Genomic DNA, 13341 nt, shown 5'->3' with positions numbered 1-13341 from the left:
GTGGCCCGGTGAGTGTGGCGACCCGGAACGGGACCCCGCTGGACGCGCCGGTGGCGCCGCCCCGGGTGGTCCGGCAGCGGCGGATCCGCCCCGGCCTGCTCGGTCTGGCGGTGCTGCTGATCGCCCTCGGCGGGCTGGGCGCGGCCTTCGCGGTCACCGCGGTCCGGTCCACCGGCAGCTACCTGGCGGTGGCCCGCCCGGTCGAGGTGGGCCGGCAGCTCAGCGCCGACGACCTGGTCGCGGTACGGGTCTCCGGCGGCCAGGGGCTGCAGCCGGTGCCGACCCGGCGGCTGAAGGAGGTGGTGGGCCTGCGAGCGGCCGTCCGGCTGACCCCGGGCACCCTGCTCACCCCGGCGCAGCTCACCGACGCCCCGCTGCTCGGGCCCGGGCAGCAGCAGATCGCGCTCGGGCTCAAGCCGAGTCAGGTGCCGGCCCGTACGCTGCACCCCGGCGACAAGGTCCTGCTGATCAGCACCCCGGACAGGAACGCCGACGGCGAGGCGCGCGCCGGCGGCACCCGGTTCGAGGCCACGGTGATCGACACCGTCACGCCGGAGCACGACGATGTGGTGGTCTATCTGGCCCTGGCCGTCCGGGACGTGCCGGCGGTGGTGGCGCTCGCCGCGGACGACCGGATCGCGCTCGTGCTCACCGGGGCGGCCTGATGGCGGTCATCGCCCTGGTCTCGGCCAAGGGCTCCCCGGGCGTCACCACCGCCGCGCTGGCCGCCGCGCTGAGCTGGCACCGGCGGCTGGTGCTGGCCGAGTGCGACCCGGCAGGCGGCTCGATCCTCGCCGGCTACCTCGGCGGCGCGCTCGACGGTCCCCGGGGCATCGGCGAACTGGCCGTCGGGGAGCTGCGCGACGGCAACCTGGAGAGCGCCTTCTGGTCGCAGCTGGTCGACCTGGACGCCCCGAAGCGGGAGCGGCTGCTGCTGCCCGGCGTGGTCGACCCGGCCCAGGCCGGCAGCGTGAGCCCGCTCTGGCAGCGCTTCGCCGACTTCTTCACCAGTCTGGAGCAGGGTGTCCCGCCCTACGACGTGCTGGTCGACTGTGGCCGGCTCCAGGTGAGCGGCCCACCGTGGCCGGTGCTGCGGGCCGCTGCGGTGGTGCTGCTGGTCACCCGCGCGCACCTGCCGGACCTGTCGGCCACCCGGTCGACCGTCCGCGCCATCGAACGGGACTTCACCGAGCACCGGGTCCCCCCGGGCACCCTGCGCCTGCTGGTGGTCGGGGACGGGCACGGCACCAGCGAGATCAGCAAGGCGCTGCGGTTGCCCGTGATCGCCCGGCTGCCGCACGACCCGCGTACCGCCGCGGTGCTCAGCCTCGGCGGCACCGTACGCTCCGGCCGGCCGCTGATGCGCGCGGCCGGCGCCCTGGAGGTGCCGGTCGGGGCGCTGCTGGACCGGCGGCGCGCCCGGCTGGCCTGGACGGGGGCGGCGCCACCGCGGGCGGTGACCGCACCGAGCGGGCCGGGGGTGTCCGGTGCGGTTTGAGCCGGTCTCCCACGACCCGCGCGGGCAGCAGCCCGGCGCCACCTCCACCGTGCCGCCGCTGGTCCCGCCGAACCGGCACCACCCCGGCGCACCGGCCGTCGCGCCGCTGGCGCCGTCACCGCCGCCCCGCCCCCGGGTCGACTTCGCGGTGGTCCGCGAGCTGCGCCGGGAGTTGAGCGAGCGGCTCACCCTCTGGCAGCGGGGCCGGGAGTTCGACGCGGACGCCGAGGAGGTCGAGCGGGCCCGGCTGGCCGTCGCGGTGGTCTCCGCGTACGCGGACTCGGTGCGCCGGGCCGGCACGCCGATGCCCGCCGAGGCGGAACGGCTGCTGCTCGACCAGGTGACCGCCGAGCTGGTCGGCCTGGGCCGACTCCAGACGCTACTGGTCGACGAGACCATCGAGGAGGTGCACATCCTCGGCTGCGACCAGGTACGCATTACCCGGCACGGCGGCGGCGTGGACTGGGCCGAGCCGATCGCCGACAGCGACGACGAGTTGGTGGAGATCCTCCAGGCGGCGGCCCGCCGGGCCGGGGCCACCGAGCGGTCGCTGTCCACCTCGAAGCCGACCCTCGACCTGCAACTGCCGGACGGCAGCCGGCTCGCCGCCGTCTTCCTGGTCAGCCACCGCCCGTACGCGGTGATCCGCAAGCACAACACCCTGGCGGTGAGCCTGGAGGACATCGCCGGCGGCCGGCCCGACCTGGACGAGATGATCGACCCGCTGCTGCGCGACTTCCTCCGCGCGTCCCTGCGGGCCGGGCTGAACATCATGGTCGCCGGGCTGGCCGGGGCGGGGAAGACCACGGTGATCCGGGCGCTGATGGACGAGATCCCGGCGGACGAGCCGTACGTGCTGCTGGAGGAGAGCCGCGAGCTGCTGCCGGCCCGCCGGGGGCACCGGCACCGGGCGGTGATGAGCTTCGAGGCCCGGGAGGGGCACGGCGAACGCGGGCTGGACGGCCGCCCGGCCGGTGAGGTGAGCATCGCCGACCTGATCCCGGTCGCGCTGCGGATGGGCGTGCTGCGGATCATCGTCGGCGAGGTCCGGTCCCGGGAGATCGTGCCGATGCTCCAGGCCATGACCACCAGCCGCGGGTCGATGTGCACCATCCACGCCCGTACCCCGGCGGGGGTGAGCGAACGGATCATCGAGCTCGCGCTCTCCCACGGCCGGGAGATGACAGTCGACCAGGCGCGCCGGATGGCGGGCAACGCGCTCGACCTGATCGTCTACGTCACGGTGGAGGACGAGACGGCGATCGGCGGTCGCAAGCACCGCTTCGTCTCGCACGTCGAGGAGGTGATCGGCGTCGGTGACGGCAACCGGATCACCACCACCTCGATCTTCGGGCCGGGGCCGGACGGCCGGGCGGTCCCCCGCCACCTCCCCGAGCGGATCCGGGACCAGCTGCTGCGCGTCGGCTACGACGCCCGGCTGCTGACCCGCTTCATCGAGGCCGGCACCGGCGCCTGGCGCCGCCCCCGGCACACCCACCTCGACGGGCGGCAGTCATGACGATGATCGAGCTGGTCGCTCTCTTCTCCGGCGCGGCGGCGATGGCCGGGCTGGTGCTGGCCGTGGTCGCGCTGGTCGGCACCGACCGACCGGCGGGTCCGGCGGCGGGCACCCGGCCGGTGCTGCGCCGGGTCTGGACCGGGTCCGGAGCGAGCCGACGGGAGCAGCATCAGTACCAGGTGCTGCTCGGCGCGGCGGTGGTGGCCGGCGCGGTGGCCTTCCTGCTGACCGGGCTGCCGGTGGTCGGCCTGCTGGTGGCACTGGCGGTGCCCGGGGTGCCGTGGCTCTTCGGGGTCGGCCAGGCCGAGCAGCGGGCCATCGCCCGGGTCGAGGCGGTCGGCGAGTGGACCCGCCGGCTGAAGGACATCTGCGGCACCGGCCAGGGCCTCCAGCAGGCCATCATAGGCACCATCGCCACCGCCCCCGAGGAGATCCAGGAGGAGGTACGCACCCTCGCCGCCCGGCTCCAGGCGGGCTGGCTGGCGAGGTCGGCGCTGCTCGCCTTCGCCGACGAGATCGGCGACCCGGTCTGCGACCAGGTGGTGGCCGCGCTGATCCTGCACCTGACCGACCGCGGCGAGCGGCTGGGTGACGTGCTCGGCTCGATCGCCGCCGCCGCGTCGGCCGAGGTGGCCACCCGACGGGAGGTGGAGGCCAAGCGCACCCAACCCCGGTTCGCGGTCCGCTTCCTCACCGGGATGACCCTGGCCGCGCTCGCGTACGGGCTGGTCAACACCGAGTACATCCGGCCGTACCGGACGCCGGTCGGGCAGCTCGTGATGGCGGTGCTGGGTGGCGCGTTCATCGGGCTGCTGGTCTGGGTCCGGTCGATGAGCCAGCCGCCCCGGCCCGCGCGCTTCCTGCCGGCTCCTGACCCGGACGAGGTGATCGCGTGAGCGCGCGGAGTGTGCTGGCCCCCGCAGTCGCGAACGAAAAGAGGCTCAGGTGATCCTCAACTGGCAGCTCGCCGCGGCCGTGCTGGGCGGGGCCGCCGTCGGGCTCGGCCTCTTCCTGCTGGTCCGCGAGGCGCTGCCGGCCACCCCCGCGCTCGGCCCCGCGCTGCGCCGGCTGCACCAGCCGCCTGGGCAAATGGCCACCGCCCGGGGCGGGCCGGACTGGCTGGGCGGCTTCTCCCGCTGGCTGCGCCCGCCGCACCGGCAGCTCGCCCTGCTCGACCGCACCCCCGAGCAGTACGCCCTGTCGGTGCTGCTCTCCGCCCTGATCGGGTTCGCCACGCCGGCCCTGACGTCGGCCGTGCTGTTCCTCGGCGGGGTGTCGCTGCCGCTGGTCGTACCCGTGTTGGGCAGCCTGGGGGTGGCGTTCCTGGCCGGCCTGCTCGCCCACCGCGAGGTGCTGGCGAAGGCGGACGCCGCGCGGGACGAGTTCCGCCAGGCGGTCTGCACCTACCTGGACCTGGTGGCGTTGCAGCTGTCCGCGGCGCACGGCCCGGTGCAGTCGCTGGAACGGGCGGCGGCGGTTTGCGACGGCTGGGTCTTCGACCGAATCCGGGAGGCGCTGCGGATCGCTCAGCTCCAGATGCACTCGCCCTGGGACGAGCTCCAGGAGCTGGCCGACCGGATTGGCATCCCGGAGCTGGGCGACGTGGGCGCGATCATGCGCTCCTCCGGCAGCGAGGGCGCCCAGGTGCACGAGACCCTGCGCAGCCGCGCCGACTCGCTGCGCGACCAGATCCGCACCGACAACCTGGCCCGGGCCGAGGGGGTGACCAGCCGGCTGGACATCCCGGGCTCGTTGCTGGTCTTCGTACTGCTCGGCTTCGCCGTCTATCCGTTCCTCGCCCGTCTGTGAGCCACCTGCGAGAAGGAGAACACCATGCGCCTGTCCACCTACCTGTACGCCGCGGTGACCAGCCGCTTGGCCGAGCTACGGCGGGACACCGAGCGCGGCGACAGCCCGGTGCCGACCGCGGTGATCATCTTTGGCCTGGTCGCGGTCGCCATGGCGGTCACCGGACTCGCCCTGGCCAAGGCCAACAACTGGATGAACGCCATCCCGGACAACACGGCGCCGAAGGCGCCGTGATGCGTCGCCCCGCTCGTACGGACCGGACCCGGCCGGCGTCCGCCGGCCGGGCCACCGGCCGGTGCGACCCGGGGCGGATCGCCGCTGTCGTCCGTGGCCGGCTCGCCGAGGGCGGGGCGGAGCGGGGGGCCAACCCGGTCGAACTGGCGGTGGTGATGCCGGCGATCCTGGTGCTGCTCTTCGCCTCGATCCAGGTCGCCGTCTGGTTCGTCGCCCGGTCCACCGCCCTCAACGCGGCGCAGACCGGGGTCAACGCCCAGCGTGCGGTCCAGGCCCCGCCCGACGCGGGCCGGGACCGGGCCAGCGCCTTCCTGCGCGCCGCCGGTGACTGGCTCGTCGACTGGCAGGCCCCCGGTCCCACCTGCACGACGGCCGCCACCGAGGTCACCTGCACGGTCAGCGGGCGCAGCCTGTCGGTGATTCCGGGGGTCCACTTCCCGGTCCGGCAGACCGCGCACGGCACGGTCGAACGCTGGACGACGGGGTGAGGCGCATGGCGGGCCGGCGGGAACGGGGTTCCGTCTCGATCGAGGTGGCGGTGCTCGCCCCGGCCTTCATCGGGCTGATGGTGCTGGCCGGGGTGGCCGGGCGGACGGCCGTGGCCGCCGAGGCGGTGGAGTCGGCCGCGCACGATGCCGCCCGGGCCGCCTCGATCGCTCGGGACGCGGGTGCCGGCCGGACCGCGGCCACCGACGCGGCCCGCCGTCAGCTCGACTGGTCGGGGCTGCACTGCACCGCCCCGCCGGCACTGACCTTCCGAGGCTCGGTACGGGGGAGGGGAACCAGCTTCGCCGCCGCGTACCGCAGCGCGCCCGGAGTGCCGGCCACTGTCACGGTCAGGGTGACCTGCAGGGTCTCCTTCGCCGACCTGAGGGCGCCCGGGCTGCCCGGGGTGCCGGGCGGCAAGACCGTCTCGGCGAGCTTCACCTCCCCACTGGACACCTACCGGAGCCGACGATGAGCGGTGGGCACCTGTCGGAGAGCGGCCGGGTGAGCATCTTCCTCGCCGTGGCGATGACCGGCGTACTCGTGATCATCAGCCTGGCCTACGACGGCGCCGGGCAGCTCCGCTCGTTGCAGCGCGCGGACAACCTGGCCGCCGAGGCGGCCCGCAGCGGTGGCCAGGTCATCGACCGGGCCCGGGCGATCGAGGGCGGCCCGAAGGAGATCGACGAGGCGGGCGCCCGGGACGCCGTCGCGGACTACCTGCGGGCCGCCGGCGGGGTCCGCGGGCACGACGTCGGCTTCCCGCTGGTCGACGGCGAGAAGCAGATCCAGGTACGCGTCCGCATCACCTACCGCCGGGACCTGCTCGGCCTGTTCGGCCTGGACAACTCCGTCACCGTCACCGGTGAGGCCACCGCGCGGGCGCTCACCGGGGCACCGTAAGGAAAGGAAGCAGCCATGGCCGCACCGCAACGCTCCGCCGTACGGCGGATCGGCCAGGTCCTCACCGGGCTCGGCGCCCTCGTGGTGCTCTGCGCGGTGCTGGCCGGCGGGCCGATCGCGCTTCTCGCCTTCGCCGGCAACCCCCTCCCCGATCACCTGCCCACCCTCGTCGAGGTGGGTACGGCGTTGACCAGCCGCGACGATGGGCAGCTCTTCCTGCGGGCGCTGGCCGTGGTGGGCTGGTTCGGCTGGGCGACGTTCGCGTTCTCCGTACTGGTGGAGTTGCTGGCGGCGGCGGTGCGCCGGCCGGCGCCCCGGCTGCCCGGGATGCGCCGGCAGCAGCGGGCGGCGGCCGCGCTGGTCGGCTCGGTGGCGCTGATCCTGGCGGCGAGCCCGACCGCAGCGAGCGCCGCCACCCTGACCGCCCCGCACCCGGCCGCCGCGCCCCCGGTCGTGGCCGCGCCGCCGCTCGCCGCCGCGCCCCCGGTCGCCGCCGCGCCGGCCGTCTACCGGGTGGCGAAGGGCGACTACCTGGGCACGGTGGCCGAGCGGTACCTGGACGACTTCGAGCGCTACCGGGAGGTGGCCCGGCTGAACCGGCTCGCCGACCCGGACCGGATCCGCCCTGGCCAACTGCTGAAACTGCCTGCGGGGGCGGTGGACGAGGGAGCCCGCCGGCACGCCACCGGACGGCTGGTCACCCCGGCCCGGCCGGCCCCCGGCCCGGGTACGCCGGCCGCCGCTCCGGACGGACCGGCGGCGCCCGGATCGTCGACGACGCCCCTGGACGGAGCGGGCGTGACGTCGAACGCGGGCGGTGCCGGGGCGACCGGGCAGGCGCCGAAGGCGAAGCCGTCCCCAGGGCGGACCGGGGCGGGGGCCACGGTGGCGGAACCGGCGGGCCAGCCGCCGGCGATGGCGGCGGGGGCCTCCCCGGCCACCGAGGACGGCATCAACCGGCCGCTGGCGATCTCGGCGGTGCTGGCGGTGGCGAGCATCGTCGGCGCGCAGATCGGGGCGGTGCTCGGCCTGCGGAGACGGCCGGTGGCCGCGCGGGCCGCCGGCCGGGCGCTGGCCATCGGTCGGCATCGGAGGGACTGACCGGCGGCTCGGGTCAGGGCAGGCGGGCCTCGAGCCGGCCGTCGACCACCCGGGTCGGCAGGATGACCTGGTCGTTGGCGGCCGGCCCGTGCACCACCTCGCCACCGTTGAGCCGGAACGTGCTGCCGTGCCACGGGCACACCACGCAGTCGTGGCCGTCCACCTGCTCCACCTTGCCCTCGCCGAGCGGGCCGCTCTGGTGCGGGCAGCGCTCCAGCATCACGGTGACGTCGTCGCCGTGCCGGTAGAGGATCACCGCCACGTCGTCGATCTCCCGGGTGACGAGCTGCCGCTGCGGCACGCTGGACAGGTCACCCAGCGGGTGCCAGCCCTCGCTCATCAGGTGCATCTCCGAGATGCTCTGGCTGACCTGCGCCCCCTGCTTGTAGGCGAGGTGCCCACCCAGGTACGCCCCACCGCTCGCCGCCGACAGCCCCGCGTATGCGAGCGCCCGGCCCATGCCGTGCCGGCCGTTCCGCCGGGCGACCAGCGAGCCGACGTAGCAGGCCAGGGCGATGCTGTTGGCGGTGGCGTGCACCAGGCCGACCCGCCGCTGGTCGCGGGACAGGGCTGCCCAGTCGTTGAGTCCGGCGACGGCGGCCGGTACGGCAGTCACCGTGCCGGCCGCGATCAGGGTGGTCGCGGCCCGGCGCTGCCCGGGCATCAGGTCCAGCACCGCGGCGCTCATCCAGGCGCCGACGGGCAGCTGCACCATCGCCGGGTGCAGCGGGTGCCCCAGCCAGACGCCGTGCAGGAAGTCCCGGATCCGCTGGCCGCGCAGGGTGCCCTGGACGGCCCGCTGAAGCCGGTCGCCGATCCCGTCGAGCCGGGAGTTCTGTTCGAGTTTCATCAATAGTCCGCGCACCCGGTCCAACTTCCCGGCAGCCGAGCTCCCAAACCGGGCGGCAACCCCGAATCACCCCATCGGGTGTCAGCTCGCGGAGCGGCCTCGCGACGGTAAATCCGTCGCCTATCGCGCCGCCGGCCGCCATCGTGGTCCGGGTGTACGCACACGCCTCCCGCACCCCGTCGTCTTTGCCAGCGGCCCGGCTGGTCGCGGCGCTGAGCCGCCCCGAGGCCGTACCCCCGCCGCTGCTGATGCTGCTCGGGATGGTCTCCACCCAGGTCGGTGCGGCGGTGGCCAAGCAGCTCTTCGCCGCCACCAGCGCCGGGGGCACCACCACGTTGCGGCTCGGCCTCGGCGCGTTGGTCCTGCTGGCCGTCACCCGCCCGGCGCGGTGGCCCGGCTGGCGGGCGGCCGGCCTGGTCGGGGCGTTCGGGGTGGCGATGGCCGCCATGAACCTCGCCTTCTACGCCGCCCTGCAGCGGGTGCCGCTCGGGGTGGCGGTCACGGTCGGTTTCGCCGGCCCGCTGCTGGTGTCGCTGCTGGGCAGTCGCCGGGTGGTCGACGTGCTCTGGGCGCTGCTGGCCGGGTCGGGCGTCCTGCTCCTGGCCGGGCTCGGCGGGATCGGGGTCGACCCGCTCGGCCTGCTGCTCTGCGCGCTGATCGCGGTCGGCTGGGCCGGGTACGTGCTGCTCGGCAAGGCGATGAGCGGGCACGTGCCGAGCAGCCGGGGGCTGGCGTTGGGCATGGCGGTCGGTGCGCTCTGCGTACTCCCCTTCGGGGTGGCGTCCGGCGGCGCGGAACTGCTCGACCCCCGCATCGTGGCGCTCGGGCTGGGGGTGGCGCTGCTGTCGTCGGTGCTGCCGTACTCGGCGGAGCTGGCCGCACTGCGCCGGATGCCGGCCCGGGTCTTCGCGGTGCTGCTCAGCCTGGAGCCGGCGGTGGCGGCGCTGGTGGGTGCGCTGCTGCTCGGCGAGTTGCTCGCCTGGCCGCAACTGCTCGGCGTGGCCTGCGTGGTGGGGGCCGCCCTCGGCGCCACCCTGGCCCGCCGCGGCTGAGCGCCCATCGGGCAGGCTTAACCGGGCATGGCCCCAGGCTGAGCTGTCACCGGGCACGGGCCCGAAGTGGCGGAGACATGGAGCTGACGGGCGCCCGGTGGCGCAAGAGCAGCCGCAGCAGCGGCAACGGCGGCAACTGCGTCGAGGTCGCCGACAACCTTCCCGGCCTGATCGCCGTCCGCGACTCCAAGGACCCGACCGGCCCCACCCTCACCTTCACCCCCACCGTCTGGCGCGCCTTCCTCACCCAGCCACCAACTCCGGGGGAGCCACGACTGGGCCGGGCTGGTGCGCTGGCCGAGCTGGCCAGCCGGGGGCAGGCCGGTGACTTCGACGAGCTTCTCGACAAGGACACCTACCGGTCGTGAAGCCCGCCGGATCACCGCACCGGTCCCTGGCGCGCCGGCCCCAGTCGAGGGCATCCTGACCCGATGGGAGTACGCGTCGAGCGCGCCGGGCCGGTGACCACGGTCATCCTGGACCGGCCGGAGGCCCGCAACGCCGTCGACGGCCCGACCGCCCGGGCCCTGGCGGACGCGTTCCGCGCGTTCGAGGCCGACCCCGACGCGGCGGTCGCCGTGCTCTGGGGCGCGGGCGGCAGCTTCTGCTCGGGCGCCGACCTCAAGGCCATCGGTACGCCCCGCGGCAACCGCGTCGAGCCGGAGGGCGACGGCCCGATGGGCCCGACCCGGATGCGCCTGTCCAAGCCGGTGCTCGCCGCGATCTCCGGGTACGCCGTGGCCGGCGGCCTGGAGCTGGCGCTCTGGTGCGACCTGCGGATCGCCGAGTCGGACGCGGTGCTCGGGGTGTTCTGCCGGCGCTGGGGCGTACCCCTGATCGACGGCGGGACGGTGCGGCTGCCCCGGCTGATCGGGGAGAGCCGGGCCATGGACCTGATCCTCACCGGCCGCCCGGTCCCCGCCGACGAGGCGTACGCGATGGGTCTGGTGAACCGGCTGGTCGCCCCGGGCGAGGCCCGGGCGGTGGCCGAGCGGCTGGCCGCCGAGATAGCTCGGTTCCCGCAGACCTGCCTGCGCAACGACCGGGCGGCGCTGCTCGCCAACGCCGGCCTGCCCGAGCCGGAGGCGATGGCCACCGAGCTGGCCTTCGGCATGGAGTCGCTGATCACCGACGCGATGAAGGGCGCCGCCCGGTTCACCGAGGGCGCCGGCCGCCACGGCGCACCGGCCGACTGAGCCGGGCTACTTCAACGACCGCAGCGCGTCCTCGATGGCGCGGTGGAACGTCGGGTACGCGTAGATCATGTGCCGGAGGTGGCTGACCGGGACCGCCGCGTGCACCGCCACCACCAGCGCGGACAGCACCTCGCCCCCGGCCGGGCCGACCGAGGTGGCGCCGACCAGCACGCCCTGGTCGGCGTCGGCGATCAGCTTGATGAAGCCTCCGTTGCCGACCTTGTGGATCCAGCCCCGGGCCGAGGCCGTCAGGTCGGCGTACCCGACCTGGACGTTGATGCCGCGCTCGCGGGCCTGCCGCTCGGTGAGGCCGACCGCACCCACCTCGGGGTCGGTGAAGGTGACCCGGGGCAGCGCGCGGTAGTCGGCGCGCGGAACGCTGCCCGGCGCGGCGGTCGGCCCGCCGGCGCTCATCGCCCCGCCGACCGCGCTGGCCGCCCCGGCGGCGCCGCCGACCACGCTGGCGGTGCCGCTCGCGTCCGGGCCGCCCTTGGTATGCCGCATGTGGTCGAGCACGTCGGCCACCACGATGGCCGCCTGGTACATGGCGATGTGCGTGAAGGCGCCCTCGCCGGTGAGGTCGCCGACCGCCCAGATGCCCTCGGTGACGTGCATCCGCTCGTTGACCGGCAGGTAGCGCTGGGCGGCGTCCACGCCGACGGTGTCCAGGCCCAACTCCTCCAGGTGCGCCCTCCGGCCGGTCACCACCAGCAACTGCTCGCCGGTGAACTCGGTGCCGTCCGCGTGCACGGTGAAAGTGGTGCCGTCGTGGCTGACCCGCCCGGCCCGCACCCCGGTCTCGATCCGTACGCCGTCGGCGCGCAGCGCCCGGGCGGCCATCTCGGACGCCTCCGGCTCCTCGATGGCGAGCACCCGGTCGGCCGCCTCGATCACGGTCACCTGGACGCCGAACCGCGCGAAGACCTGGGCCAGTTCCAACCCGATCGCGCCACCGCCGAGCACCAGCAGCGACGCCGGCAGCTCCTCGACCTCGATCGCCTGGTGGTTCGTCCAGTACGGGGTGTCGGCCAGCCCGTCGATCGGCGGGATCGAGGGGCGGGTGCCGGTGCCCAGCAGGATCCCGTACCGGGCCTCGAAGACCTGGTCGCCGACGCGCACCCGGTTGGGGCCGTCGAGCCGGCCGCTGCCCCGGACGAACCGGCCGCCCTTGCCGGTGAAGCGCTGCACCGCCACCCTGTCGTCCCAAGTGTCGGTGGCCTCCTCGCGGATGCGCTTGGCGACCGGCGCCCAGTCCGGCCGGACCTGCGTCGAGCCGGCAAGCTCGTTGACCCGGTGCGCCTCGGCCAGCGCGTTCGCCGCCCGGATCATGATCTTGCTGGGGATGCAGCCCCAGTACGGGCACTCGCCGCCGACCAGATTCCGCTCGATCCCGACGACGGTGAGGCCGGCCTCGGCGAGCCGCCCGGCCACCTCCTCGCCGCCGACCCCGAGCCCGACCACGACCACGTCCACCAGTTCCGGCTCCACCATCCCGCCAGCATCCCGTACGCGTGGGCGGTGAGCCACCGCAGCGGGCGGAATTCGCGCGCCCGTTCCGACGTGGACGGCCTACCGTGGCCGGATGCACGCGCGCTTCGCCCCGGTCCGGGACTTCTTCCACGACCTGCTCGCCACCGGGCGGGAGACGGGCGCCGGCCTGACCATCTGGTACGACGGGCAGCCGGTGGTCGACCTGACGGGCGGGCACCGCGCGGGCGTCCCGTCCGGCCCGGCCACCGCCGACCGCGCCGCCGCCGGTAACCCGTGGCGGCCGGACACGCTGGTCAACGTCTACTCGGTCGGCAAGCCGGTGGCCGCGCTCTGCCTGCTCATGCTGGTCGACCGGGGCCGGGTCGAGCTGGACGGGCCGGTGTCCGCGTACTGGCCGGAGTTCCGCACCCCGGCGAGCGTGCGTCAGGTGCTCAGCCACACCGCCGGGCTGCCGGCGTTTCCGGTGCCTCGTCCGGCCGGGGCGGTCGCCGACTGGGCGCTGCTCTGCGCCGACCTGGCCGCCGCCGAGCCGGAGTGGGCGCCGGGCAGCGTCGCGGGCGAGCATGCCTGGACGTACGGGCACCTGGTGGGCGAGTTGGTGCGCCGGGTGGACGGGCGGTCGCTGGGCCGGTTCCTGGCCGAGGAGATCGCCGGACCGTGGCGCCTCGACCTGGGCTTCGGCCTGCGCCCGGCCGACCAGCGGCGCTGCGCCGACCTGACGTACGCCGATCCGGGCTGGCCGACTCGCATGCTGGGCGAGCCCGGGTCGCTGCGGGCCCGGGCGATCGGCAACCCGGCCGGCGGCCTCGACCTGGCGGTGGTGAACGACCCACTGTGGCGGTCCGCCGAGGTCCCGGCGGTGAACCTGCACGCCACCGCGCCCGGCCTGGCCCGCCTCTACGCGGGCCTGCTCGCCGGCGGGACCCTCGACGGGGTACGCCTGGTCAGCCCGGAGCTGGTCACCGAGGCGACCCGGGTGCAGTACGACGGCCCGGACCTGGTGCTGGACCGGCGGGCGTACTGGACCTTGGGCATGCAGTGGGAGCCGGACGGGAGCTGGGGCATGGGCGGGATCGGCGGGAGCAGCGCCTGGGCCGACCCGGAGCGCGGCTACACGTTCGCGTACGCGACCTCCCGCCTCGCCGAGCACGACCGGGTGGAAGAGCTGGTCGAGGCCCTGCACTCCTGCCTGTGACGGGCCC

General features: G+C 75.3%; 15 protein-coding genes and 1 pseudogene. 14 read left to right on the top strand and 2 right to left on the bottom strand.

The genetic code is table 11. The features are described 5' to 3' along the window. Positions 1 to 8: 8 nt before the first annotated feature. Genes ACFYM6_RS02145 through ACFYM6_RS02100 form a run of 10 tightly spaced genes read left to right on the top strand, consistent with a single transcriptional unit; the run spans position 9 to position 7550 of the window. Positions 9 to 665: an SAF domain-containing protein gene (locus tag ACFYM6_RS02145; RefSeq protein ID WP_387271374.1), complete on the top strand. Its 657-nt coding sequence runs from the start codon at positions 9 to 11 to the stop codon at positions 663 to 665. Further along, positions 665 to 1498 carry a ParA family protein gene (locus tag ACFYM6_RS02140; RefSeq protein WP_387271372.1) on the top strand — a complete coding sequence of 278 codons (834 nt, stop codon included), beginning with the start codon at positions 665 to 667 and terminating at the stop codon, positions 1496 to 1498. Before ACFYM6_RS02145 ends, ACFYM6_RS02140 begins: the two co-directional genes overlap by 1 nt. After that, a complete protein-coding gene (locus ACFYM6_RS02135) occupies positions 1488 to 3017 on the top strand; it encodes a CpaF family protein (protein WP_387271370.1) in 1530 nt (509 codons plus the stop codon). The genes ACFYM6_RS02140 and ACFYM6_RS02135 overlap by 11 nt, the downstream gene beginning before the upstream one ends. Beyond that, on the top strand, positions 3014 to 3913 hold the full coding sequence (locus tag ACFYM6_RS02130; protein ID WP_387271368.1) for a type II secretion system F family protein: 900 nt from the start codon (positions 3014 to 3016) through the stop codon (positions 3911 to 3913). The genes ACFYM6_RS02135 and ACFYM6_RS02130 overlap by 4 nt, the downstream gene beginning before the upstream one ends. A 52-nt stretch (positions 3914 to 3965) precedes the next feature. Further along, positions 3966 to 4826 (top strand): type II secretion system F family protein, encoded by an 861-nt coding sequence (locus ACFYM6_RS02125; protein WP_387271847.1) that lies wholly within the window; start codon positions 3966 to 3968, stop codon positions 4824 to 4826. A 24-nt stretch (positions 4827 to 4850) separates the two neighbouring features. Further along, complete coding sequence (locus ACFYM6_RS02120; RefSeq protein ID WP_073834216.1) at positions 4851 to 5060, top strand: hypothetical protein; 210 nt, start codon at positions 4851 to 4853, stop codon at positions 5058 to 5060. Next, positions 5060 to 5548, top strand: coding sequence for a TadE/TadG family type IV pilus assembly protein (locus ACFYM6_RS02115; protein WP_387271366.1), 489 nt, complete (start codon positions 5060 to 5062; stop codon positions 5546 to 5548). The genes ACFYM6_RS02120 and ACFYM6_RS02115 overlap by 1 nt, the downstream gene beginning before the upstream one ends. A 5-nt stretch (positions 5549 to 5553) precedes the next feature. After that, entirely contained in the window at positions 5554 to 6021 is a 468-nt protein-coding gene (locus ACFYM6_RS02110; protein ID WP_387271365.1) for a TadE/TadG family type IV pilus assembly protein, read from the top strand. Next, positions 6018 to 6449 (top strand): hypothetical protein, encoded by a 432-nt coding sequence (locus ACFYM6_RS02105; RefSeq protein WP_387271363.1) that lies wholly within the window; start codon positions 6018 to 6020, stop codon positions 6447 to 6449. The genes ACFYM6_RS02110 and ACFYM6_RS02105 overlap by 4 nt, the downstream gene beginning before the upstream one ends. 15 nt (positions 6450 to 6464) lie before the next feature. After that, the gene (locus ACFYM6_RS02100; protein ID WP_387271361.1) at positions 6465 to 7550 is read left to right on the top strand and encodes a LysM peptidoglycan-binding domain-containing protein; all 1086 of its coding nucleotides are present in this window, start codon (positions 6465 to 6467) and stop codon (positions 7548 to 7550) included. Between the two features lie 13 nt (positions 7551 to 7563). Here ACFYM6_RS02100 and ACFYM6_RS02095 read toward each other — a convergent pair whose 3' ends face one another. Continuing rightward, positions 7564 to 8415: a Rieske 2Fe-2S domain-containing protein gene (locus ACFYM6_RS02095; RefSeq protein ID WP_387271360.1), complete on the bottom strand. Its 852-nt coding sequence runs from the start codon at positions 8413 to 8415 to the stop codon at positions 7564 to 7566. Between the two features lie 137 nt (positions 8416 to 8552). On the opposite strand from ACFYM6_RS02095, the gene ACFYM6_RS02090 reads away from it, so the two are divergent. The 3 genes and pseudogenes from ACFYM6_RS02090 (at position 8553) to ACFYM6_RS02080 (ending at position 10648) form a co-directional block, all read left to right on the top strand. After that, the gene (locus ACFYM6_RS02090) at positions 8553 to 9452 is read left to right on the top strand and encodes a DMT family transporter (protein WP_387271359.1); all 900 of its coding nucleotides are present in this window, start codon (positions 8553 to 8555) and stop codon (positions 9450 to 9452) included. Between the two features lie 77 nt (positions 9453 to 9529). Next, positions 9530 to 9709 (top strand): annotated as a pseudogene (locus tag ACFYM6_RS02085) (DUF397 domain-containing protein); the annotation flags it as partial. Positions 9710 to 9883: 174 nt separating this feature from the next. Next, entirely contained in the window at positions 9884 to 10648 is a 765-nt protein-coding gene (locus ACFYM6_RS02080) for a crotonase/enoyl-CoA hydratase family protein (RefSeq protein WP_387271358.1), read from the top strand. 6 nt (positions 10649 to 10654) lie between these two features. Here ACFYM6_RS02080 and ACFYM6_RS02075 read toward each other — a convergent pair whose 3' ends face one another. Beyond that, positions 10655 to 12136, bottom strand: a complete 1482-nt coding sequence (locus ACFYM6_RS02075; protein ID WP_387271845.1) for a dihydrolipoyl dehydrogenase family protein — start codon at positions 12134 to 12136, stop codon at positions 10655 to 10657. A gap of 94 nt (positions 12137 to 12230) precedes the next feature. On the opposite strand from ACFYM6_RS02075, the gene ACFYM6_RS02070 reads away from it, so the two are divergent. Beyond that, entirely contained in the window at positions 12231 to 13334 is a 1104-nt protein-coding gene (locus tag ACFYM6_RS02070) for a serine hydrolase domain-containing protein (RefSeq protein ID WP_387271357.1), read from the top strand. Positions 13335 to 13341: the final 7 nt, after the last annotated feature.

The organism is Micromonospora sp. NPDC006431 (genome assembly GCF_042870725.1).
Taxonomy (GTDB): Bacteria; Actinomycetota; Actinomycetes; order Mycobacteriales; family Micromonosporaceae; genus Micromonospora.
The sequence above is the reverse complement of the archived record's forward strand: the minus strand, read 5'-3'. Positions and strand labels throughout refer to the sequence as shown.